The sequence below is a fragment of the Mycobacterium colombiense CECT 3035 genome (assembly GCF_002105755.1).
GTDB lineage: Bacteria > Actinomycetota > Actinomycetes > Mycobacteriales > Mycobacteriaceae > Mycobacterium > Mycobacterium colombiense.
The window spans coordinates 1,491,476-1,514,642 of the sequence record NZ_CP020821.1; the positions used below are offsets into that span (position 1 = coordinate 1,491,476).

The following is a 23,167-nucleotide window of genomic DNA, read 5'->3' on the forward strand; positions in this document are numbered from 1 at the left end:
TCCGTTTGCCTCCTTAGCTTTTGCCGCGGCGCACCTGGTTGAAAGGCACACCGCGGTCGTCGGCACGCTCACGCGGAAAGTTCAGCACCCGCTCGCCGATCACGTTGCGCGCCATCTCGGTGGTGCCGCCGCCGATGCTGGCGGTCTGCCGCCCCAGATAGCGCGTCCCGATATCGACCAACCCGCCCTCGTCGTCAACCACGGCCGCCGGGCCCGCCACGGCCAGCGCGGTATCGGTCTCGACGTCGTGCACCTCGGCCATGTACAGCCGGATGATCGACCCGGCGGCGGGTGGCAGGGATCCGTCGGCCACGGCGTGAAAGACGTGTTCACTGAGCTGCCCATGCACGGCCCGGTGCACCAGCGCCCGGCCGACCATCTCCTCGAGTCGCTGGTTGCCGGCCTGGTCAGTCTTATCCAGCAGCGTTATCAGGTCGACCGAAACATCGTGGGCCTCAGCGATTCCCGGCCCGCTGGTGTACTCCGACCCGTCCCCCATCGTGCGCCGCTCGTGGTAGAGCTGTCGCGACGCGACGTCCCATCCCTTGCCCGGTTCGCCGAGGACGGCGTCATCGCCCACGTCGACGTCGTCGAAGAACTCCTCGCAGAACTCGATGGATCCGTTGACCTGCTGGATGCGGTTGATGGTGACGCCGGGATGGTGCAACGGCACCAGGAACATGGTCAGCCCATCGTGTTTGGGCACCTCCCAGTTGGTCCTGGCCAGGCACAGGCCGTAGTCGGCGGCGAACGCCCACGTGCTCCAGGTCTTGGCGCCGTTGATGATCCATCGTCCGTCGCGGCGCTCGGCGCGAGTGATGACGCCCGCCAGATCCGATCCACCGTTGGGTTCGGACAGCAGCTGCACCAGCACCTCGTCGCCGCGCAACGCGGCCGCGATGTGCGCGCGCTTCTGTTCCTCGCTGCCCATGTCGAGAATCGTTGCGCAGCAGATGGCGAACGACGGGACGTTGAGCAGGAGCGGAGTCTCGTAGCCCTGGGACTCGATGTCGAACGCCTTTTTGTATTCGTAGCCCAGTCCGAGCCCGCCATACTCGCGCGGGAAACAGATCCCGGCGAATCCGCCGTCCCACAGCAACTTTTGCAGCTCGCGAGCCCGGTGCCAGGCCGGCAACGCATCGCGCTCCAGCTGCGCCGCCTTGGCGGGGTCGAGTCGTGGCATCGTCGCGGCGAGCCAGGCCCTGGCCCGGCTCCGGAACTTTTCGACCGACTCGGAAGTCACACCGATGGCCTCTCGTTCGAGCGTCGACCTTGTGCTGGGCGACTGTACAGCACCGCCACGCGCGGTGTACAGGTTGGCGCCTCAGGCGTCGTTCAACGACACCGCGGCGCGAATGAGCGCCGTCAACGCCTTCTCATCGATCTCGTCGCCCTCGTGGAGATCGATCGCGCGTCTGGTGTTTCCGTCCCGCCACTTCCACTCTTCGACCACGTCCGGGTCGGCCGCTCTGATCAATCGCCTGATGCGCGCGAGCATCTCACCGCGCCAATCCCCCAATTCCTTGATCCTGGCGTCGATCAGTTCGGCCGGAGATTTGGTTGCGGCGTCGTCCTTGCGGTTCGCCATCGTGGCTCACTTTCGGTGAGGTGGTCGCTCGCCGGACCGTACATCAACCGATGCTCGCCGCGGCCCGCGCGCCGTGACCCCGTGTCCGGCGGCGGGGCCGCCCGCAAGTAATCTGCGGTCGACCCGTGCCGGGGCCTGTGGCGATTGGCGGCCCGCCGTACGGCGCTGCCCGCTCTGGCGAACAGGAACCGACAATGACCGACACACATCCCTTCGACGAAGCCCTCCGGCTCGACCCGGTTGGCGCGGGCGTCTGGCGTGGGCGCACCCACCCGGAGTGGGCCAACATGGTCGGACCTTTCGGGGGGATCACCGCCGCCGTGATGCTGCACGCCGTCGAGGCGCACCCCGATCGCATCGGGGAACCGCTGGCCCTGACCGTCAACTACGCCGCCCCCATCGCCGACGGCGACTTCGACGTCACGCTGCGGGCCGCGCGCACCAACCGCACCAATCAGCACTGGATCGTCGAGCTCAGCCAGGACGACGTGGTCAAGACGACGGCGACCGCGATCTTCGCGGTTCGGCGCGAGAGTTGGGCCGACACGGAGGGCCACCCACCGGGCGCACCGGCGCCCGAGCAGGTGCCCGCGGTCGATCCGGGCCTCGTTCGATGGACCAGCCTTTACGACACGCGGTACGTCGAGGGCGCAATGCCCGCAAGGGGTGGGGGCCCTAGCGCGTCGTCGACGTCCACCCTGTGGGTCCGCGACGGCGCGGGACGCCCGGTCGACTATCCCGCGCTCGCCGCGCTGTGTGACATCTTCTACCCGCGGGTTTTCCTGCGCCGCGGCGGCTTCGTCCCGTCCGGGACCATCTCGCTGACCACGTACTTCCACGCCGACCAGTCCCAGCTCGACGCCGTGCAGAACGACTTCGTGCTGGCCACCGCGCACGCCAACCGCTTTTCCCGCGGCTATTTCGACCAGAGCGCGAAAGTGTGGACCGCCGACGGCGGGCTGCTGGCCACCACGCATCAGATCGTCTACTTCAAAGGATGACGGGGTTTACACTTCGCCAGTGAAACGTCACGTCGGGACGCTTACCGAAAGAATCGAGCCGCAATGACAGAGCGCGCGGAGGGCCTGGTGGCCGAGACGCTGCCGGCGATCGAATCCATCAAGCGGCTCAAAGCCCGCTACTGCCGCCACCTGGATACCAAGGACTGGGTGGCGTGGCGCACGATTTTCGCCGACGATTTCGTCAGCGACACATCCGAAGCCGGCGGCAAGGTGATCGCCGGCGCCGACGATTTCGTCGCGTTCACCCGTCAGGCCCTTGGCCGCCCGACACAGCCCACCGCCCACCAGGTGCACACACCCGAAATCGAGCTCACGTCGGAGACGACGGCGCGCGGCATTTGGGCGCTGCAAGACGTGGTCCGATTCGGGCCCGGGGTAACCTTGGTCGGCTACGGCCACTACCACGAGACCTACGAGAACATCGCCGGCCAGTGGCTTATCAAGAGCTCCAAGCTAACTCGACTCCGCGAGGACATCGTGACGCCGTTCTTCTCGATCTACGTATCGCCCCGCATCCGCGCGCTGATCGGCAGGATCGCCGACCGGATGATGGATCGGTGACGCGCCCATGACTGTCGACACCGTGTTGGTCACCGGCGCGTTCGGGCAAGTCGGCAAGCGCTGCACGCAGATCCTGCTGGAGCGGGGGCGGACCGTCGTCGCGATGGACCTGCGCAACGACAACACCGTCGCCACCGAAAAGGAACTCGCCGCCGGCGGGTACCCGGGGACGCTAATCCCCGCGTACACCGATCTGCTGGACGCCGATGCGGTCAGCGAGCTCGTCGCGACCCATCCCCCGGAAGCCGTCGTCCACTTGGCCGCCGTCGTCTCCCCGCTGTCCTACCGCAATCCGGAGCTGGCCCGGCGCGTGAATGTCGGTGGCACCGAGAACCTGTTGGCGGCCTGTTCGGCACTCCCGCGCCCGCCACTGTTCTTGATGGCCTCCAGCGCCGCGGTCTACGGATCGCGCAACCCCTACCGTCAACCCGAGCGCATCACCCCGGCCACCCCGGTTAACCCCATCGATCAATACGGCCAGGACAAGGTGCTCGCGGAGGCGGCCATCCGCGGCAGCGGACTTCCGTACGCGCTCTTCCGGCTGGGCGGCGTCATCTCTCCGGACACCAACTCGACCGTCAACGGCGATTCCCTGCTGCTGATGCGGTCGATGCCGGGTGACAACCGCATGCATGCGGTGGACGCGCGCGACGTGGCGCTGGCGTTCGCCAACGGGGTCGATCGCGGGGCGACCATTTCCGGCAAGGTCGTGCTCATCGGCGGCAACGAGTCCTACGTGCTGACACAGCGAGCCCTCGAGGACAGCCTGATGGAGGCCTTCGGCCTGGGCCCGCTGGGCCCGTCGGCCAGCCTGCCGGGTGACCCTGGCGACGATCGCGGCTGGAGTTTCACCGGCTGGTACGACACCACCGAGGCACAGGCGCTGCTGGACTTTCAGGAGCACGACTGGAGCCAGACGCTGGAGTGGCTTGCCGAATCGCAGGGGCGTCTGCGCCTGCTGCTGCGGGTGCTCGGCCCGGTGCTGCGGCCGGCACTGCGTGCCGTCCTGATGGTGCTGCGCCGGCTCGAGGGACGCGGCCCCTACGCCGACCCATGGTCGCTGATCGAAAAGAAGTACGGCACAGCCGCATTGGCGAGCGTCGACTAGCGGTCGATCCAGGCCATCTGCGCCTCGGCGTGATGCCCTCCGACGGGCGGGGTGAGCCGGTCGAGCCTGGCCAGTTGGTCGGCGGTCAGCTCCACCGCGTCGGCACCGACGTTTTCTTCCAGGCGGGCGACGCGCTTGGTTCCCGGAATGGGCACGATGTCAGGGCCTTTCGCGAGCAGCCAGGCCAGGGCCACCTGAGCCGGCGTCGCGCCGACGTCCGCGCTGATGTCGCGGACCTCGTCCGCGCACCGCAGGTTGTGCGCAAAGTTGTCGTCGAAGAACCGCGGGTTGGTCTTGCGGTAGTCGGTGTCGGGCAGCTCCCGGGTGGAGCGGATGGCGCCGGTGAGGAAACCACGGCCCAATGGCGAATAGGCGACGAACCCGATGCCCAACTCGCGCAGGGCCGGCAGGATCTCGTCTTCCTGATCGCGTGTCCACAGCGAATATTCCGATTGGACGGCCGTGATGGGATGCACCGCGTGGGCGCGGCGGATGGTGTCGACGCCGACTTCGGACAGGCCGAGGTGCAAGATCTTGCCGGCGGCGACCAGCTCGGCCAGCGCACCGACCGTCTCTTCGATCGGGGTCTGGCGGTCGAGGCGGTGCTGGTAATACAGATCGATGTGGTCGGTCGCCAACCGTTGCAGCGAGCCGTCCACGGCGATGCGGATGCTGGCGGGGCTGCTGTCCAGGCCGTCGCGGCCGGTATGCGAGATAAGGCCGAATTTAGTTGCCAGGACTACGTGATCGCGCCGCCCCCGGAGGGCACGGGCGAGCAGTTCCTCGTTCACATAGGGGCCGTAAACCTCGGCGGTGTCGATCAGCGTGACACCCAGGTCGATGGCGCGATGAACGGTGCGGATCGACTCGTCGTCGTCGCTGCCCGCACCGGCGTACGCCACCGACATCCCCATCGCGCCCAATCCGAGACGACCGACTTGCAACTCGCCGAGTTGAGCCAACTTCATGGGATGTCTCCTGTTCTACCGTTGCGCGAGACCCCGCCGAGGGCTGGGCGGTACCGTGGCGCTGTGTGTCGCGTCGAGCTTCCCCCGATCTGATGGACCGCGCAAACACCCCGCGGCCGGCCCGCAATCTGGCGGTCGACTACTTCCGGGTATCGGGCGTGGTGCTGATCGTGGTGGGACACTGGCTGGCCGGATCGGTGACCTACCACGACGGACAGTTCGGCCGGCAGAACCCGCTCGTGGACCTGCCCTGGACCCAGTGGCTGACGTGGCCCTTCCAGGCGGTGCCGGCGTTCTTCCTGGTTGCCGGCTACGCCGGCGCCGTGTCCTGGACCCATCGGCACGACACCGACGGCGTTTCGCGCCGAACCTGGGTGCAGCACCGAGTGGCGCGGGTGCTCGGGCCCACGGCGGCGTACATCGTGCTGGTGTCGGTCGTCGTGGTGGTCTTGGGCGCGCTCGGTGTGGCCGGCTCGGTGCTCGAGTACGCCGGCTGGGCGGTGGCGATGCACCTGTGGTTTCTGGCCGTGTATCTGGTGGTGGTATCGCTGACACCGGTTGCCATTGCCGCACAACGCCGTTGGGGGCTGCTGGTGCCCGGGGCGCTCGCGTTGGTCGTCGCGGCGGTGGATGTCGCCCGGCTCGCCGGACACGTCCCCTACCTCAACTGGGTGAACTATCTGCTCGGCTGGGGCACCCTGTATCAGCTCGGGATCGCTTGGCACGGTGGCTCATTGGCCGGGCGCAGGCCCTGGCTACTGGCCGGAGTTTCCGCGGTGGCGCTGGCGCTGCTGATTGGGCTGAAGCTCTATCCGGTCAGCATGATCGGCGTTCCCGGGCAGACCATCGACAACACGACACCACCGACCGTGGCGCTGTTGGCATTCGGCTGCGCCCAGACCGGAATCGCGATGGCGGTCACGCCGGCGCTCAACCGCGCCCTGCGCGCCATCCGCGTCGAGCGCGCGTTGTCGATCGCCAACAACAACATCATGGCCCTCTACCTGTGGCACATGATTCCCGTCGTGATCGTGGCGATCGTCGGTTATCCGGCCGGGCTGTTGCCGCAGCCGCCCGAAGGAAGCGCGGACTGGTGGCTGGCCCGGCTGGAATGGGTGGTCATCCTGAGCGTCGTGACCGCGGTCGAGATCTTGCTCTTGTTCTGGGCGCGAAGGCTTTTCGCCGCTCCCCTGCCCCTGCTCGGTGTCCCGCTCACCGAGCGCTGGGTGGAACCGGTGATGCTGGCCGGTGCCGCGATGGCGGCCTACGCGCTGTCCATGATTGCCGCCGAGGGCTTCGCTCCCGACGGGCGCTTCCCGTGGCTGACCGCGGTGATCTTCGCGGCCGGAGCCGTACTGGCCGCGTTTCGCCCCGCGACCCGCTCGGCGCCTCGTGCGCAGAGGGCGCAGCTGGACCGAGAGGCCTAAGCGCCCGCCGACCAAGGTCATGCGTGGCGGCAGGAAGCATCGCGTCGGTGACGTTGTTACGACGAATATGGCCGCGACGGGGTTTCACGAGGGAGAGCTCGCAGTGCAGCGCCGAGCGGGTGTCGAGGCCCAAGCCGGGCGGCTCGAGAACATGCTCGACTCGTCGGGTCTGTCCGAAGGTGCCGCACGCTTTCTCGCATTACAGCGGTTCGCCACGCTGACCGGACGTGACCACGACGGCGTCCTCTGGGCCTCGCCGTTGGCCGCGCCACCAGGTTTTCTCCGCGGGGACGAGGGCGTCTTGCACGTGTCAGCCTGTCCCCGAAAGGGGGATCCCCTGCACGAGATCCAGGCGGGTCAACAGGTCGGCCTGATCGCGGTCGACTTCGCGACCCGCCGCCGGCTACGAGTAAACGGCGAACTCGTCGGTGCCGACCGCGCCGGCATGACCGTCCGCGTCGACCAGTCGTACGGCAATTGCCCCAAGTACATTCACCGCCACGGGATCGATGTCGCCGGTCTTGCCGCCTCTCCGTCGAAACCACCAGGTCGCGCAACACTTCTCGGCCCCTCCGATCGAGCAATGATTGCGACGTCCGACACGTTCTTTCTCGGCACCAGTCATCCAACCCGCGGTAGCGATGCATCACACCGCGGCGGCCCGCCCGGATTTGTCCGAGTCAACTCACCGGACCGGCTGTGGTGGCCGGATTTCCCGGGAAACAACGTGTTCAACAGCTATGGCAACCTGGCCGTCGACGATGAAGCCGCCTTGCTGTTCCTTGATTTCGAAACCGGCGCCACTTTGCATATCAGTGGGACCGCGCACGTGCGGTGGACCACGCCCGGGCGGCCGGTGATGACGGCGCCGTTGGAAGGAATGTGGCATTCTCGGTCGGCGCCGTCACCGCGGTCGCCGGTCCCGGCATGCATCACTAGCGACGGCCGGAGTGCTCGCGCCGCAGTGACGGCTTTATGCGGAGGGCGGGCGAGCGACGATGATCGGCACCCGGACGGCGTGCAGGACCGCGTTGCTGACCGAGCCCAACAGCATCCTGCTCAGACCACCCCGGCCGTGACTGCCGACGACCACCAGCTGCGCACCATCGGCCTTGTCGATGAGGTGCCGCGCCGCCCGATCCCGCGCGACGACTCGATGCACGCAGACATCGGGATAGCGTTCCTGCCAGCCCGCCAGGCTCTCGGCCAGGCTGCGTTGCGCTTCGCCTTCGACCGCCGGCCAGTCGATGTCGAAGACTTCGACCACCGCCGCGTCGCTCCAGGCGTGAATGGCCACCAGGTCCACACCGCGACGCGACGCCTCGTCGAAGGCGATTTCCGTCGCCAGCTCGGACGCCGGTGAGCCATCGGTGCCCAACAGGACGTAACCGTCGCGCGGATCCGGCAGCTCTCCGTCACGGACGACCGCGACCGGACAATTCGCGTGCCGCACGACGGCCGAGCTCACCGACCCGAGCAGACCTCGGGCCAGCCGCCCACGGCCGGAGCTGCCCACGACGATCATCTCCGCCGTATCGGACATCTTCAGCAGGGCCGGCGTCGGAGCGGCGTAGACCAGTTTCCTGCCGATGGGGGCCGCGCGCTCGGCCGGCATCGCGTCTTCGGCGACTTTCATCGCGTGCATGATCGCCTTTTTGCCTTCATCTTCCAGGCCGGTGACAAGCGACTCGGGGTATGGAACCGGCGGGAACGTCGCGGTGGGAGTCGACACCGCGTGCGCGACGGTCAGCGGGATGTTTCTCATCGCCGCCTCTCGGGCCGCCCAGCCCGCGGCGGCAGTCGACGCCGGCGAGCCGTCGACCGCGACGACGATACCGAGTTCTTTGACAGGTGCGGACATTACGTTCTCCCTCCATCGTTTCCGACGCTATCCGAGGAGGGCGCCCCAGTCGTGAGACTTTAGTCCTCAACGGTCGGGGCCGGAGGACTCCCGCCGCCTAGATCCTGCGGCCTTGCAGCTGCGCGATGATCCAGAACGGCAACGCCACGAACACGGTGCCGCCGACAAGATTGCCCAGGGTGGTGATGCCGATGTTGGCAAGCAAACCGTGCTGGCCGAAGCCCCACTCGATCGCGCCACGTGGTGCCACCGGGTGAAAGAGGTTGAGCAGCAGGGGAAGACCGAGGAATCCGACGTTGGCGATCACGTGCTGGGTACCCCCGATGACGAACGCGAACGGCCCATAGAACGCAAAAGCCATCCGGGCGATGTCACTGCGCGCCTTGAAGAACATGCACATCGAGGTCTGCAGGAACCACGTGCACAGCACGGCGAGCAGCAGTGCGGTCCAGAAGGGTTGGCCTGCCTTCAACGTTCCGACGGTCGCCGCTCGCTCGGCGAAGGCGCCCAGGTAGGGGCCGCCGGCCGCGGCGCACACCGTGACGAACACCAGCGCGCCGAGAATGTTGCCGATGAGTCCGACGGTCACCAAGACGATGTAGCCGCGCACGCTCAGTGTGTGTTTGAGCACGGCAAGAAAGCCGGCGGCCATGTCCGCGGTGATCAGCGACATGCCCGACACCAGGATGAGGACGAAGGACATCCCGAAGGCCAGGCCCATCAAAAGGCTTGCCACACCGGGGGTCTTGACGCCGGTGCTCACCACCAGCGACAGCAGGGACCCGAACGCCACCATCACACCGCCCACCACGGAGCGCATCAGGAATGCCCAGGGATGCGCTGCCTTTTCCACCGCCATGGCCGCCACCCGATCCACCATGGCGCCCACCGACAGCGGCTCGAACGGATCATCGGGCGGCCCGCTTGCCCTGACACCGGAAGGGAACGCGGTCACGTTTGCCGCGACCACCGCATCGCTGTGCAGCTGCGGCGCTTCGGCGTTGATCGTCATCGGTGTTCGCCTTTCTTCAAGGTGTTGATCGCGTTGATGACACCGGCAATGTGGTCCTCGCTGAGCCGCTCGCCGTCGAAGACGTGGCTGAGCAAGATCTTGAGGTCGAGCATCTGTTGCAGATAGATCAGGCAGGGTGGGCATTCGTCGAGGTGTTTGGCGACGATCGGTCCCCACTGCCGCGGATCGGAGTCGACGAGATCGTCGACCAGCCGCACGAAGTCGACGCAATCGATGGCGGGAACGGTGTTGTCATGGACGGTCATCGTTGATACCGCTTTTCCAATTCGGCTCGGAGGTTTCCCCGGGCGCGGTAGAGCAGCGCCCGCTGCGCCTCGGCGGACAGCTCGAGAAGCGCGGCCGCCTCGTCGGCCGAGGTTCCGACGATGTCACGCAAGATCACCAGTTGCCGCTGCCGTTCGGGTAAGGAGTCCAGCGCCGCCCGCACGTAGCCGAGGAGTTCGGTTTCGACGGTGTGATCCTCGGGGAGAAAACGCCGCGACGGCGGCAGGCGCCAATGTCCGGCGTCGGGGTGACCGGCGGGATGCATGCGGCCCGCCAACGGGTCGTCGGCCTCACCCTCCGTGGCGACGGCCAGCACCTCATGATGGCGGATCCGCGATTCCCGTCGCCGGTGCCGGGATGCGGTGTGTTTGACGATGCCGAACAGCCAGGTGCTCACCGACGAACGTCCCTGGAACGAATCGGCCGACTGCAGCACCTGGACCCACGCCTCCTGGACGGCTTCCTCGGCGACCGTCGCCGAATCCACCATGGTGCGAGCGAAATTGACCATCGGGCGGTGAAAGTCGCGCACCAGGCTGGCCAGCGGGACCCCGCCGACCAGGCGTTCGGATTCGGTGCCCTCCGGCGGCACCGCCACCGGACTCACCATCGACCGGCGCTCAGGCGCATCTGGCCAGTTCCCAGCGCAGCTGCCCTTCGGACGGTGACTGGACGGGGATGAACGCGGCCTCCCGATAGCGCCGGCTGGCCGGCGTCCTGCTCGCGTATCCCTTTCCGCCGGCGGTCCGGATCTCCAGATCGGCGCTGGCTCCGGATAATTCGGCCGCCGCGAGCCGCAGGGACAGCAGCTCCTTCCTGGCGGGCGGCTGCGCTCCGCCCACGGCCGCGGCCAGGTCCGCCAGCCTGGTTTCGGCACCGACCAGCTTCTGCGTGGCGCGGTCGACATCGTCGGCGAACACCGCATTGACGCCATGGAGGCCCTGCCGGGCCTGATCCAGGGCCGTCCGCGTCAGCCCCAAGCACATGGCCGACTGCAGGACAAGGAACGTCGGGCGCACCGCCTGCAGGAAGCCCTCGAAGTCGCGCGACAGCACCTGTCCGGCGGGAACGTAGGCGCCGTCCAGGTTCAGGCAGGAGGAGGCGGTGCTGCCCAAGGCCACCAGCTCGAAATGCTCGCCGACGACCACCCCGGGTGTGCCCAGCGGCAGCGCGAGAATGAGTCTCTCGCCGGCATCGGTACGCACCGCGGTCACCATCGTCGAATCGGGATACAGGTTGCTGGCCCACCTGATCGGGCCGGACACCCGGTAGCCGCCGGCCACGGCCGCGGCGGTCAACTCCAGGCTGCCGCAACCGGCCGCCTCCTTGAACGCCGCGGCCATGCCGGTGACCCCCAGCGCCGTTCCCGCAAGCAACGGCGCGACCGCCGCACTGGCGAATTCGGTTGCGGCCGTGAGCAAGTACTCGATCGTCATGCGATGCGCCCACAACGAGAACCCGGTGCTCATGCACGCCCCGGAGATCAACCCGATCACCTCGGCCATCGCCGGAAGCCGGTTGTCGATGTTGCCCGGGGCGCCGATCCCGAGCAGACCGGCCTTCCCCAGCCCGGTGAAGCTGCGACGCGAGTGCTCCTCGCCGCGGTCCAATGCCGCGGCGTGAGCCCGAATATCCTCCAGCAGTTCGACATTCAACGTGCCGGTCGCGGGATCCACGGTCGCCGTCATTTCGCTCATTCGCCGATCAAGGCCGACTCGACGGTCACCGGGTTGCGGAACGTGTTCACCACCGGTGACCAGGCGATGGCGTTGTCGTGGATCTCTTTCAGGGTGGCATCGTCGGCATCGCCGGCCAGCCGCACCCTGCAGCGCACCGCGCTGAATCCCAGGCGCTTGTCCCGCGGGGTGTCCCCCACGCCCCACACCGCGGAGATGTCGATGTCGCCTTCCATCTCGACCTCGATCTTGGTCAACGTCACGCCGCGATGGGTCGCGTTGGCCAACAGGCCCACCGACACGCACGAGCCCAGCGCGGCCAGCGCGGTCTCCGAGGGATTGGGGGCCGAGTCATCACCCAGAAGCGCGGGTGGCTCGCCCACCAGCATCGGCGCCAGGTCCCGGACGTAGGTCATGTTGCGGAACCCGGCCTCGCACACCGTCGTGGCCTTGAGCGTCTTCCTTCCTGTTCCGGGGTCGGCCTTGGCGTTACACGACAGCCGGTCGAGGCCTTCGGCGTCGATGACGAGCGCATCGGTCATGTGACTCTCTCCGTTTCTCGCTGATTCTGCGGCTTCACGGAGTTAGTGCGCGCCGCGCGCCGATGCGTGACGGCGGGCGCGCGTGATTTACCGGCCCGACACGAAACATCACACGTCTGAAACGCCGCGCCGCCTGACCGGTCACCGCCGATCGCGAGATTTGCTCAGCTGAACAGGCTTTGCCCGATGTAATGGCCTTCAACCGGTGGCGGGGGCACCGCGAAGATTGCTGATCCGATGTGGCGGATGTATTCGTTGAGCAGGTCGTGCGCACCCAGCCGGTTCTGTAGCCGGATAAAATCTTGGGGATCTTTTTGGTATGAGATGAACAGCAGACCGGCGTTGAGTTGGCCGTTGGCGTCGAGACCGTCGGTGTAGTTGTAGGAGCGTCGGCGGATCATGATGCCGTCGTTGTTTTCCCGGGCGGCAAGGCCGACGTGAGACATCGGGTCGATGAGCGGGTTGCCGTCGGCGCCTTTGGCGGCGAAGTTCGGTGTGTCGAATTCATGCTTGCCGCTCAGTGGCGCACCCTCTTGCTTGGTGCGCCCGAAGATCCTCTGCTGATTGCCGATCCGGTCGACGTCCCATGTCTCCATCAACATCCGGATCTTCCGGACCACCTGGTACGTCCCGCCGTTCATCCACGGCTGGTCGCTGTTGTCGACCCAGACGTGACGCGCGTACTCCTCGTCGGTAGCGATGTTGCGGGTACCGTCCTTGAACCCCAACAGGTTTCGCGGCGTGTGCTGACCGGGGCCGGCGGAGGCGCGACCGAAACCCAACACCGCCCAGTATGGCGAGACGATGTTGCGCCCGAGCCGGGCCAGGTTGCGCACGGCGTGGTAGCAGACCTGGGGATCGTCGGCGCACGCCTGCACGGACAGATCGCCACCGTGCAGGCGGGGATCCAGATTGTCGCCGTTGAGCGGCGGCAGGTCGGTGAACACCGCGGGTCGCCGGGCGGCCAGGCCGAACCGGTCGCCGAACAGCGACGGGCCCAACCCGATGGTGACGGTGAGGCTGGCGGGGCTCAGCCCGTAGGCCTCGCCGGTGTCGACGGGCGGCTGCACCTCGACCTGAGGCTGGACCGTGCCGACCGGCTTGCCCTGCTGCAGGATCGAGGCGGCGGCCGACCAGCGCGCCAACAGGGTCTGCAGCTCGCTGCGGCCCGCGCCGCCGGCAACCGAGAAGGACATGAACATGGCGTAACGCTGTGGCGGCGTGTCGATTCCGCCTTGGTGGGGCTGGCCGTAGAACGGGTAGCTGCGGCGCAGATCGACGGTGTCGTCGTCGTCACCGCGCTGTCCCGCCGCCATCGCGTGACCGGCGAAACCGCCACCGACGGCACCGATGGCGGCACCGCCCAGCCCGGCCAGCATGGCGCCGCCGAGTGCCCGCCGACGCGACACCGGGGTGGCGTCTGACGGTGTGCCGGAGTCGTTCTCGCCGTCGGAGGGTCCGGTGCTGTCGTCGGTCATGATCAGCCGGCCGTGACGACTTTTTGGGCGACGGTGGACAGGCTCTGGTGTAGCGGCTGGATCACCGCGGTCAACTTCGGTGCGTCGCTGGCCTTCAGCGCCGGGGTGTAGGTCTTGTAACCGCCCAGCGCGGCCGGGTCGCGATACCCGTCCAGGGTGGCGAGAACGGCTTGGAACTGCTGATCGATCTGGTGGACCAGATTGGCGTCGATCTTCTCCAAGCCCGGCCGCAGCGACGCGTACGCCTGCTGGGCGCCTTCGACGTTGCCCGAAAAGTCCACCAGGTCAATGTGGCTGAAGGCCTCTTCCTCGCCGGTGATCTTGGTGTTCTGGATCTCTTCGATCAGGTCGCTCGCGCCGTTGGCCAAATCCTCGGGTTTGTACTGCAAACCCGCGACGATGCCGTTCAATTTGCCGACGTTGCCCACCAATTCGGTGCTGAACGCCTTCGTCCCGGGCGTGATCGCGCCGCCCTGCCACAGATCGCGCTCGATGGCGTGGAAGCCCTTCCAGCCGACCTTGGCATCGACCGGCGTGGACTCACGCATGTCGATCAGATAGTCCAGGCTGCCGGCATTGTCGCCGACCGGGAAGCCCGGCAACACGAAACCCTCCACGGTGGATTCCGAACGCTCCCAGAACAATCGGGCCTTGGCATACGCCGCCTTCGCCGCGTCGACATTGCCCGATTGGACGGCGGCATCGAGTGCCTTCACCCCGTCGTTGAGCTGACCGATCTGGTTCACGATGTAGCCGGCGTAGTCCTTGGTGCCCTGACCGAGGATGCTGGCGACGGTGCCCGTCGGCGTCGCCGGCGCTTTACCCGTCACCGTCAGGGTCTGGTATTCGGTGCTCGCCCCCGGGCAGTAGAGCTGGTAGGCCCCGCCGTCCAGCGAGACGGTGAACGACACCGGGTCCAGGCCGGGCGCAAGGTTTTCCTTTTCGCCCACAATCCGCTGGTCCCTGAGCAGTTCGACCTCGCTGATACCGGGCGCATTCGTGTTGGCGACCGTGAAGGTCACCGGGCCGGCGGGCACGCTGGTGGTGTCCAGTGCGCAGCCGTCAGTGCCGCCGTTGTTGGCCAGGGTCACCTTGACCGAGTTGGCGTTCCCGGGCTTCGGCGGCTGAGCGTGGCTCGAGTTGTCGCCCGGGTGGCTGCAGGCGGTCACCGGCAACACCGCCGCCGCAACGAGAACCGTTGCGGTCAACCAGCAGTCACGAGACCGGCACGTCGCCGAGGCGATGCGTCTCACCATCAATCGATTTCCTCTCATCGGTCTGCCTGCGGGCCACGCGCACCGAGGCTATCGCCGACAGCGCGCAGGCCAGTGCAAATCCCGCTAATACCAGTGGAAGCCAGACGTTCCACAGCTGCCGCTCCCCGCGATCGCGGTCGGCGGCGACGATCTCAGCCACCGCCGCGTGGTCTTCGGCGGCGGACGTGGACCAGTCCGTCGCCAGCCCGCCGAGACTGACGGTCTTGGCCCCCGGCAACCCACCGCCGGTCAAGATCGCCGTGCGATTGCTCGTCGTGTGCGCACTGACCACGGAGTCACCCCGCGCGAACACCGTGTAGCCGGTGGTCGTCGACCATTGGCCCTGAAACGGCCCCGGAGTCCGGCCGGCCGCGAGACCGACCGGCAGCCGGCCCCCCGCCATGCCCAGCAACTGATCCAGCGTGACTTCCGGCGCTCCGTCGGCGCCCGCGGCCTCGGAAGCCTGCCACACCTGTACGGGCACGCCGTCCACCGTTTGGTCGTCCGCGGGGATCAGCACGACGCTGTGGACGGTCGAGGTGCCCTGAGCGACGACGGTCAGCTCGCGCCCATGCGGCCCGGTCACCATCGACACCGCGGAGGTATGGCCGTCGCGGTCGGTCACGGTGCGCACCCGCGGCGGCTGCGACGAGCCGGCAGCGGGCGTCGTGAGGGCCAGCCCCGCCCCGGCGAGGAGCAGCGCCGCCGACGTCGCCGCCAGCAGCCTGCTACGGGTGCGCGGCGTCGAGGCGAGCCGGGCGGGCCAGAGGAAAACGGCCAGCACCGGCACGGCATACAACAGCCAGCCCAGCACCTCGATGAGGCGGGGGTCGGCGGGGATGCCGAACACCCCCGTTGTCGCGGCCCCCAGCACCGAATTGCTGGGTATCCAGCCGGACAGGTCGAGCACCTGTTGCTGGCCGATGGTCACCCACCCGGCCTCGTGCGCGGTGCGCAGCGCGCCCAGCACCAGCCCGGCGGCGATCAGCACCAGGAACACCCCGGTGACCCGGAAGAACCGGCCGAGGTTGATCCGCAGGCCGCCGTAGTACAGCCCGACGCCGAGCCCGATCGACGTGACGATGCCCACGGCGCCGCCCAGCACGGCGAACCACCGGTTGCCGTGCGACGTCTGGGCGGCCGCCAGCAAGAACACCGACGTCTCGAAGCCCTCCTTCAGCACGGCGAGGAACGCCATGACGGCCAGGGCGATCGCGCCACCACGGTTGACGGCCTGGCGGGCTTCGCGCTCGAGTTCCCCCTTGAGCTGCGCGGCGTTGCCGTTCATCCAGATGATCATCGACGTCACAAACACCACCGCGATGGCGTTGATGATGGTCTCCATCATCTCTTGCTGGGCCTGCGGCAGGCTGGCGGCGAACAGGTCGAGGCCGACGCCCACGCCGACGCTCAGCAGCACGGCCAGGGTCACACCGGCGAACATCGGGCGGATGGACTGGCCGTTTCGCTTGAGGAAGGCAGCGACGATGCTCACGATGAGCGACGCCTCGAGGCCTTCACGAAGACCGATGAGGAACGTGCCGATGAATACGCCGAATACGCCCTGCATACGCCCTGTTTCCGTCCCGCCGATCGGGACTGTCGGCTTAGCGTAGCCTAACTAACCGGCGAGCATTAGCCCTGGTCCGCTGGCTGCGGCGTCAGGGCACCGGCGCGGTGACGAAGTCGATGAGTTCTTCGACCCGGCTGATCAGTGCCGGCTCCAGATCGTTCCAGTCGCGCACCCGCGAGCGGATATGCCGCCAGGCCCTGGCGATGTCCGCCTGATCGGCGTGCGGCAAACCGAGGGCCTCGCATACGCCGTGTTTCCACTCCACCTGCCGCGGCACCTTCGGCCAGGCGCCCAGCCCCAATCGCTGTGGTTTGACGGCCTGCCAGATGTCGACGTAGGGATGGCCGACGACCAACGTGTCGGTGCCGCCCGGGCCCCGTCGCACCGCATCGGCGATCCGCGCCTCCTTGGAACCCGCGACAAGGTGGTCGACGAGCACCCCCAGCCGGCGCCCCGGCCCCGGGCCGAATTCGGCGACGATGTCCACCAGGTCGTCGACGCCACCGAGTTGTTCCACGACGACGCCTTCGATGCGCAAGTCCTCACCCCACACCTGCGCGATGAGCTCGGCGTCGTGGCGACCCTCGACGTAGATGCGGCTGGCCCGGGCGCCGCGGGCGCGCACACCCGACACGGCGACCGAACCGGACGCGGTCCTGCCTGCGGCGGTCGGCGCCGGCCGCCGCGGCGCGATAAGGATGACGGGACGTCCCTCGAGTAAATACCCTGGGCCCAAAGGGAAGCCACGCACGTGACCGCGCCGGTCCTCCAGGTCCACCCGACCGTATTCCACGCGCACTATCGCGCCGACGTAACCCGTCTGTACGTCCTCGACCACCAGGCCTAGTTCGGCCGGGTGCTCGGTCGAGCGCGGCTTGCGCCGCCCCGCGGCGAGGACATCCGTTCCATAGCGATCCACCACGCGGCAATACTAGAAAGCCTTGCGGTCAAATACCGTTACGGCGCGCCACGTCCGGCGAATCGTCACCCATGTCACTGTCGGTGCGCCTGCGCCTCCGGTGTAAAAATTGCGTTTTAACTGTGTGGCGTTACGCAGCTGATGGGCTCGCCGATGGTACGTTGCTAGCCAAGGTAAGCACTGCCGCGTACGCGCGAGTTGCGGCGGTTAGCGAGGTGGATAGATGGACCTGTCGCATTGGGTGACGAGCATTGTGGCTTTTGTGCGGGCCGGCTACCCCTCCGGCATGCCCGCCACCGGGTACGTACCGTTGGTGGCGTTGACGCGCCGACGCCTCTGCGACGACGACATCACCGCCATCGCAAGCGATCTCATCGCGCGTCGGCTCTGGCCGATCGGATCCGTTGATGTCGGCGTCGAGATCACCCGGATCACCAACCAGCTGCCCTCCCCCGACGACGTCGCGCGCATCCAGCGGCGCGTTCATGCCCTTCGCTGCTCCCGCGGATAGGCGACGCGGGGCGATTCGCCACCGGCACGGTTGAGTTCGCGCCGGGTTCAGCAGATTCGGCGGCCATCCACGCCGAAGAAGTGCAGGTGCCCGGGTTCCGGATGCAGACGCACCCTGGCGCCTTTCTCCGGTGGGTTACGCCCGTCGGCCCGAGCGACGATGGGCGCGTCGATTACCTTGCCGGAACCGGTGATTCGCCCATAGAGGTACGCGTCTGCGCCCAGCTCCTCCACCACATCGACCTCCATCTCGACCCCGAGGCCGCCCAGCTCGAAATGTTCGGGGCGGACCCCGACCACCACCTCACCGGCGGCACCGGCGATCTCCCGGGGCACAGTTATAGGCCAATCACCCAGCGACACAACAGAATCCACGATGGGAAGGGTGAACAAATTCATCGCCGGCGATCCGATGAAGCCCGCCACGAAGACGTTGTCCGGGTTCCGGTAGAGCTCGCGGGGTGGCGCGAACTGTTGCAGCACTCCGTCGCGCAGGACGGCGACGCGATCACCCATGGTCATGGCCTCGACCTGGTCGTGGGTGACGTAGACGGTGGTCGTGCCCAGCCGCCGCTGCAACGCGGCGATCTGGTTACGCGTCTGCACCCGGAGTTTCGCGTCGAGATTGGACAGCGGTTCGTCCATCAGGAACACGTGCGGCCGACGCACGATGGCGCGGCCCATCGCCACTCGCTGACGCTGCCCGCCGGAAAGATCCTTCGGCTTGCGATCGAGATAAGGCTGCAGATCAAGCAGTTTCGCCGCGTCCAACACCCGATCACGAATCTGGTCCTTCGGCGTCTTGGCGATCTTCATGGCAAAGCCCATGTTCTGGGCCACCGTCATGTGTGGGTAGAGCGCGTAGTTCTGAAAGACCATGGCGACGTCGCGATCCTTGGGATCGACGTTGGTGACGTCGCGGTCGCCGATCAGGATGCGCCCGGAGTCCACGGCTTCCAGCCCGGCCACCATGCGCAGCGACGTGGTCTTGCCGCACCCGGACGGTCCGACCAGGACGACGAATTCGCCGTCTGCCACGACGAGGTCCAGGTTGTCCAGGGCCGGGCGGTCGGCTCCCGGGTAGCGCCGGGTCGCTTGCTCGAATGACACCGAGGCCATGGCTAGCCGCCCATTCCGGTGACGGCGATCCCTCGGACGAACGAGCGTTGCGCGATGGCGTAGATGACGATCAGGGGCAGCATGATGAGCATCGAGGTTGCCATCAGAACCGGCCACCGGGCAACATATTCGCCCTTCATCCTGACCAGGCCCAGGGTCAGGGTGGCCAGGCTGTTGCGCTGAAGCATCAGCAACGGCCACAGGAAATCGTTCCAGACGTTGACCCAGGTGAGCACGGCCAGCACCATCACCGCCGGCCGCGCATGGGGCAGCAGGATTCGCCAATAGACCTGCCACGGCGTACACCCGTCGAGGATCGCGGCCTCCTCCAGATCGGTGGGCAGGGTGCGGAAGAACTGCCGCATCAGGTATGTGCCGAAGGCGCTGCCGAAGAAACCCGGCGCGATCATCGCCCACGGGGTGTCGACCCAGCCCAGGGTCCGCATCACCAGGAACTGCGGGATCACGGTCACCGTCAGGGGCACCATCAACGTGCCGAGGTAGACGACGAACAGCGCGTCGCGGCCGCGGAAATCCAGTCGCGCGAAGGCATATCCGGCCAGTGAGCAAAAGAAGACATGCCCCGCGGTGACGCACCCCGCGTACAGCACGGTGTTGAAGAACATGCGCCCGAATGGCATCAGCGCGAACACCTCGGTGTAGTTGGACCACCGCGGGTGGGCGGGCAGCAGCGTCGGCTCGCTGACCTCGCCCTCCGTTTTCAGTGATCCCGACACCGCCCACGCGATCGGAAACAGCGCGCACCAGGCGACGGCGAGCAGCCCCCCATAGACGATGCCGCCGCGCAGCACGGTGCGCCTGATGACACCCTCACTTAAGCCCACGCGAAGTCTCCAAGGATCGTCGGTGGCTGACGCGCAACTGCACCACGGTGAGCACCAGCAAGACGGCGAACATCACCCACGCCAGCGCGGAGGCGTATCCGAATTCGAGGAACGAGAACGCGTGCTGGAACAGCATGATGCCCAGGACGTAGGTCGCCGACTCCGGCCCGCCGCTGGGGCCGTTGAGGACATAGACCATGTCAAACGCCTGGAAGGCGTGGATGACCGAGATGATGATCACGAACGATATCGACCCTCGGATCAGCGGAACGGTGATGGAGATGAATTGCCTTATCTCGCTGGCGCCGTCGATCTTGGCCGCCTCATACACCGTTCCCGGAACGCCTTGCATCGCGGCCAGCAAAACGACGGTGGCGAAGGGCACGCTGCGCCAGACGCTGACGATGCACAGCGAGGCCATGGCCCAGTGGGGGTCGACCAACCACGGGACCGGGCCGATCCCGACCCAGCCGAGCATGATGTTGAGCAGGCCGTTGTCGGTGTTGAAAACGAACTGCCACACCACCGCCATCACGACCGACGAGATGGCCAGCGGCAGAAAGACGATCGTGCGGAAGATGCCGATCCCCCGGACCTTCTGGTTCAGCACCCCCGCGACGACCAGGCTGATGAGGATCGTCGGCACCACCGTTCCGAGGGTGAAGATCACCGTGTTGCGGATCGCGATGAGGAAGAGCGGATCGGAGGTGAACAGGTCACCGAAGTTCTTCAGGCCGACAAACTTTGGCGGGGTGAACACATCCCATTGCTGGAAGCTCATGTACAGCGAGAAGCCCAGCGGAAAGAGCATGAACACGGCGACCGCCGCCATGTTGGGGGCGACGAACAACCTGCCGGCCCAGGCGTGCCGGCGCCACGGGCTCGGGTCGTCCGGGGTATTCCGCGTCGCCGCTGGGGCGGGGGCGGTCGCACCAGGTGCGTCCCTCGATGTCATGGGCTGCGCAGCACTTCGTCGACGGAGCGGGACAGCCCGCTCAAGGACGTGGCCGGCTGGCGGCCCCGCAGGACGGGCCCAAAGTTGCGGTCCATCAAGGCATTGACCTTCTCCCATGCCGGCGTGATCGGCAAGCCCTGCGAAAAAGCCGGCCCATCGGTGAGCACGCTGAGGTTGCCGAGCCGTCGATGGGCGTTGGCGAATCCGTCCGAGCGCAGCGCCGATCGCAGCACCGGAACGAACAGGCAGGATTCACCGATCAACGCTTGCCCGATGGGCCCGGTCGCGAACTTCACGAATTCCCACGCCTGCTCCTTGCGGGGGCTGCTCGCCGAGATCGCCAGCCCGGTGGCGCCGATGTCGGAACACGCCGCGTGACCCTTTCCCAACGCCGGGCCGACCGGCAGCGGGGCGACGTCGAAATCCAGGTCCTCGGCGCGGATGTAGGTCTGGTAGCGCCAGTGTCCGCCGAGCGCGATCGCCGCCCGGCCCACCGCAAAGAGGTTGGGAGTCGACATCGACTGCGTCTCGGATGCGTTGGGCGCAACCCGGTATTCGTTGGCCAGATCGGCGTAGAACTGCACCGCTTCCTGGAACGCCGCGTTGTCGAAGTTGAAATGGGTCGGGTTCAGCCGCGGGTTGGACCAGGCGACGCCGTTGTTCATCGCGAACAGGCCGGCCGAGTAGTAGGAGCCCCAGGTGTTGACGAAACCGTACTGCGCGGCCCGCCCGGATGCGTCACGCTTGGTCAGCGCGCGAGCCGCGTCCAGGAATTCGGCGAAATCCCAAGGCTGTTCCCACGTCTTGGGCGGTGCGGGCACCCCGGCTTCGGCGAAGAGCCGCTTGTTGTAGAAGAGGTAGTTGCCCGACCACTGTTCGGGCAGCGCGTACTGCTTGTCGTTGAAGGTGAAGGTTTCATACAGCGCCGGGATGCTGTCCGCCTTGAGCTGGTCGGCGAATGCCTTGTCGCGCGCCAGCAGCGTGTTCATGTCCAGCAGCACGCCGCGGTCGGCGAGTTCGGCGTAGGACAGTTCCCAGGCCATCAGCACGTCGGGGCACTTGCCGCCCACACAAAACGTCGAAAGCTGTTGCATGACACCCGGACCGGACTGCACTGGCCGAACCTTGATATCGGGATGGCGGCGCACAAACTCGTCGACGATGCGCATCCTGGCGTCCCGCTCGTCCGGGTTGGCCGCGAAGAAGAACGTGAGGGCGTCGTCGTCGGAAGCGCACCCCGCCGGCCACGGCGCCAGCGCCGCCGCGGAAAGCGCGCCGGCGCCCCGCAGCAGGTCGCGCCGTCCGAACGGCTTATCGAGCATGGCTCTCCCGGTCTTGGCCCGCGGCCGGTTTCCCGGCCGATCGTGTCTGACGTCCTTGGTACCCGATCAGCTTGTGATGTTCCTGGATCGGCCACCGCGGCAGCGTCAGCGCGGCCCGACGGATTCGCTCGGCATCGCCGGTGATGTCGATCGTGTGGATGCGATCGTCGGCGTCGATGCCGATCACCAGCAGGACCTGAGCGCGCCCGCGGGCCGCGAGCACGATGCCCGGTGCCCCGTCGATGAGCATGACAGCACCGGCGCGCGCCCGCTGGGCGAACCGGCGGGTCTCCCCGGCGACCTCGCGGGCGCCGCGCAACGTGGTTGGCACATCCGCCGGAACGAGGGCCGGATCGACCGTGCGCACCACCTCGGGAGCCAGCAGGTCGAGCAGGCCGGCGATGTCACCGTCGCGCGATGCCGTCAGAAAGGCCTCGACCACCTGCAGGTGCGCGGCCGTGCGGCGGGGCGGGGCTGCCGGGTCGGCGTGCAGGCGCCCGCGCGCCCTACTGGCCAGCTTCTTGGTGGCCTCCGGTGATCGATCCATCAGCCCGGCGATCTGCTCGAACGGCATGGCGAAGACGTCGTGGAGCACGAACGCGACACGCTGCGCCGGGGAAAGCCGGTCGAGAACGACCAGCAGGGCGCCGCTCACCGACTCCGCCAGCAGCACGTCCTCGTCGGCGGCCGACGACGCCGTCCGGGCCAGTCGGTCCAGTTCGTCGGCCCCGCCGAGCGGTTGCTCGGCGCGACGCTTGCGCGCCCGGAGCTGATCGAACGCCTCGCGCGCGGTGATCGTCGTGAACCAGCCCGAGAGATTGTCGACGGCAGCGAAGTCCGCACGGCTGGCCTTGAGCCATGCCGACTGCACGGCGTCGTCGGCGTCGGCCACCGAGCCCAGCAGCTGGAACGCGACCGACCTCAGGTGCCGTCGATCGGCGTCGAAACGCCGTGCCAGATCGGTCAAATCCTGTGTTGCGCTCATGGGGTCACCTTTTCCGCACGAAAGTCGTCAAAAGGGTGACCGCGTCCAACGGACTTCCTGTGGCAAAGGAGACCAGCACCATGACCCTACCGATTGTGCGCCGCGGCTCGCGGTGCGCGCATTCGACCCGCCGCGGCGGAAATCGCTGCGCGACA

23 protein-coding genes and 1 pseudogene are annotated in these 23,167 nt (G+C 67.3%); 5 read left to right on the top strand and 19 right to left on the bottom strand.

The window, feature by feature from the left end; translation table 11 throughout:
* Positions 1-13: 13 nt before the first annotated feature.
* Both B9D87_RS06995 and B9D87_RS07000 read right to left on the bottom strand, forming a co-directional pair.
* Positions 14-1,243: an acyl-CoA dehydrogenase family protein gene (locus B9D87_RS06995; RefSeq protein WP_007770997.1), complete on the bottom strand. Its 1,230-nt coding sequence runs from the start codon at positions 1,241-1,243 to the stop codon at positions 14-16.
* Between the two features lie 81 nt (positions 1,244-1,324).
* Positions 1,325-1,588 (bottom strand): DUF1801 domain-containing protein, encoded by a 264-nt coding sequence (locus tag B9D87_RS07000; protein ID WP_007770995.1) that lies wholly within the window; start codon positions 1,586-1,588, stop codon positions 1,325-1,327.
* Between the two features lie 194 nt (positions 1,589-1,782).
* On the opposite strand from B9D87_RS07000, the gene B9D87_RS07005 reads away from it, so the two are divergent.
* From B9D87_RS07005 to B9D87_RS07015, 3 genes are all read left to right on the top strand, one after another.
* The gene (locus B9D87_RS07005; protein ID WP_007770989.1) at positions 1,783-2,589 is read left to right on the top strand and encodes an acyl-CoA thioesterase; all 807 of its coding nucleotides are present in this window, start codon (positions 1,783-1,785) and stop codon (positions 2,587-2,589) included.
* Positions 2,590-2,652: 63 nt separating this feature from the next.
* Positions 2,653-3,171 carry a nuclear transport factor 2 family protein gene (locus tag B9D87_RS07010; RefSeq protein ID WP_007770987.1) on the top strand — a complete coding sequence of 173 codons (519 nt, stop codon included), beginning with the start codon at positions 2,653-2,655 and terminating at the stop codon, positions 3,169-3,171.
* A gap of 7 nt (positions 3,172-3,178) precedes the next feature.
* On the top strand, positions 3,179-4,279 hold the full coding sequence (locus B9D87_RS07015; RefSeq protein WP_007770981.1) for an NAD-dependent epimerase/dehydratase family protein: 1,101 nt from the start codon (positions 3,179-3,181) through the stop codon (positions 4,277-4,279).
* Here the strand turns inward: B9D87_RS07015 and B9D87_RS07020 are convergent.
* Positions 4,276-5,247, bottom strand: coding sequence for an aldo/keto reductase (locus B9D87_RS07020; RefSeq protein WP_007770980.1), 972 nt, complete (start codon positions 5,245-5,247; stop codon positions 4,276-4,278). The two genes, B9D87_RS07015 and B9D87_RS07020, sit on opposite strands and share 4 nt — an antisense overlap.
* A 92-nt stretch (positions 5,248-5,339) precedes the next feature.
* Here B9D87_RS07020 and B9D87_RS07025 point away from each other — a divergent pair, with 92 nt between their 5' ends.
* On the top strand, positions 5,340-6,674 hold the full coding sequence (locus B9D87_RS07025; protein ID WP_007770979.1) for an acyltransferase family protein: 1,335 nt from the start codon (positions 5,340-5,342) through the stop codon (positions 6,672-6,674).
* A 403-nt stretch (positions 6,675-7,077) separates the two neighbouring features.
* Here B9D87_RS07025 and B9D87_RS27390 read toward each other — a convergent pair whose 3' ends face one another.
* From B9D87_RS27390 to B9D87_RS07080, 11 genes are all read right to left on the bottom strand, one after another.
* A complete protein-coding gene (locus B9D87_RS27390) occupies positions 7,078-7,299 on the bottom strand; it encodes a hypothetical protein (protein WP_254425578.1) in 222 nt (73 codons plus the stop codon).
* Between the two features lie 348 nt (positions 7,300-7,647).
* Positions 7,648-8,535: a universal stress protein gene (locus B9D87_RS07035; protein WP_007770972.1), complete on the bottom strand. Its 888-nt coding sequence runs from the start codon at positions 8,533-8,535 to the stop codon at positions 7,648-7,650.
* Between the two features lie 97 nt (positions 8,536-8,632).
* Positions 8,633-9,547 carry a formate/nitrite transporter family protein gene (locus B9D87_RS07040; protein ID WP_007770971.1) on the bottom strand — a complete coding sequence of 305 codons (915 nt, stop codon included), beginning with the start codon at positions 9,545-9,547 and terminating at the stop codon, positions 8,633-8,635.
* Complete coding sequence (locus B9D87_RS07045) at positions 9,544-9,813, bottom strand: hypothetical protein (protein ID WP_007770963.1); 270 nt, start codon at positions 9,811-9,813, stop codon at positions 9,544-9,546. The genes B9D87_RS07040 and B9D87_RS07045 overlap by 4 nt, the downstream gene beginning before the upstream one ends.
* Positions 9,810-10,442: an RNA polymerase sigma factor gene (locus B9D87_RS07050; RefSeq protein WP_007770960.1), complete on the bottom strand. Its 633-nt coding sequence runs from the start codon at positions 10,440-10,442 to the stop codon at positions 9,810-9,812. Before B9D87_RS07050 ends, B9D87_RS07045 begins: the two co-directional genes overlap by 4 nt.
* 10 nt (positions 10,443-10,452) lie before the next feature.
* A complete protein-coding gene (locus tag B9D87_RS07055; RefSeq protein ID WP_007770958.1) occupies positions 10,453-11,520 on the bottom strand; it encodes an acyl-CoA dehydrogenase family protein in 1,068 nt (355 codons plus the stop codon).
* Between the two features lie 5 nt (positions 11,521-11,525).
* Positions 11,526-12,050: an OsmC family protein gene (locus B9D87_RS07060; RefSeq protein ID WP_007770956.1), complete on the bottom strand. Its 525-nt coding sequence runs from the start codon at positions 12,048-12,050 to the stop codon at positions 11,526-11,528.
* Between the two features lie 164 nt (positions 12,051-12,214).
* Positions 12,215-13,528: an iron uptake transporter deferrochelatase/peroxidase subunit gene (gene efeB, locus B9D87_RS07065; protein ID WP_007770955.1), complete on the bottom strand. Its 1,314-nt coding sequence runs from the start codon at positions 13,526-13,528 to the stop codon at positions 12,215-12,217.
* A 2-nt stretch (positions 13,529-13,530) separates the two neighbouring features.
* A complete protein-coding gene (gene efeO, locus B9D87_RS07070; protein ID WP_174320913.1) occupies positions 13,531-14,706 on the bottom strand; it encodes an iron uptake system protein EfeO in 1,176 nt (391 codons plus the stop codon).
* Positions 14,707-14,743: 37 nt separating this feature from the next.
* Entirely contained in the window at positions 14,744-16,354 is a 1,611-nt protein-coding gene (gene efeU, locus B9D87_RS07075) for an iron uptake transporter permease EfeU (protein WP_007770953.1), read from the bottom strand.
* 91 nt (positions 16,355-16,445) lie between these two features.
* Positions 16,446-17,279, bottom strand: a complete 834-nt coding sequence (locus B9D87_RS07080) for a DUF3097 domain-containing protein (protein WP_007770952.1) — start codon at positions 17,277-17,279, stop codon at positions 16,446-16,448.
* Between the two features lie 220 nt (positions 17,280-17,499).
* On the opposite strand from B9D87_RS07080, the gene B9D87_RS07085 reads away from it, so the two are divergent.
* Positions 17,500-17,787: a DUF3349 domain-containing protein gene (locus tag B9D87_RS07085; RefSeq protein WP_007770951.1), complete on the top strand. Its 288-nt coding sequence runs from the start codon at positions 17,500-17,502 to the stop codon at positions 17,785-17,787.
* Positions 17,788-17,834: 47 nt separating this feature from the next.
* Here B9D87_RS07085 and B9D87_RS07090 read toward each other — a convergent pair whose 3' ends face one another.
* The 5 genes and pseudogenes from B9D87_RS07090 to B9D87_RS07110 all read right to left on the bottom strand — a co-directional run bounded on the left by B9D87_RS07090 (position 17,835) and on the right by B9D87_RS07110 (position 23,012).
* Complete coding sequence (locus B9D87_RS07090; protein ID WP_007770949.1) at positions 17,835-18,905, bottom strand: ABC transporter ATP-binding protein; 1,071 nt, start codon at positions 18,903-18,905, stop codon at positions 17,835-17,837.
* 2 nt (positions 18,906-18,907) lie between these two features.
* The gene (locus B9D87_RS07095) at positions 18,908-19,750 is read right to left on the bottom strand and encodes a carbohydrate ABC transporter permease (RefSeq protein WP_040630282.1); all 843 of its coding nucleotides are present in this window, start codon (positions 19,748-19,750) and stop codon (positions 18,908-18,910) included.
* Positions 19,737-20,650 (bottom strand): annotated as a pseudogene (locus B9D87_RS07100) (carbohydrate ABC transporter permease). Before B9D87_RS07100 ends, B9D87_RS07095 begins: the two are co-directional and overlap by 14 nt.
* A 51-nt stretch (positions 20,651-20,701) precedes the next feature.
* A complete protein-coding gene (locus B9D87_RS07105; protein WP_007770942.1) occupies positions 20,702-22,027 on the bottom strand; it encodes an ABC transporter substrate-binding protein in 1,326 nt (441 codons plus the stop codon).
* Positions 22,017-23,012, bottom strand: a complete 996-nt coding sequence (locus B9D87_RS07110) for a sigma-70 family RNA polymerase sigma factor (RefSeq protein ID WP_007770941.1) — start codon at positions 23,010-23,012, stop codon at positions 22,017-22,019. The genes B9D87_RS07105 and B9D87_RS07110 overlap by 11 nt, the downstream gene beginning before the upstream one ends.
* Positions 23,013-23,167: the final 155 nt, after the last annotated feature.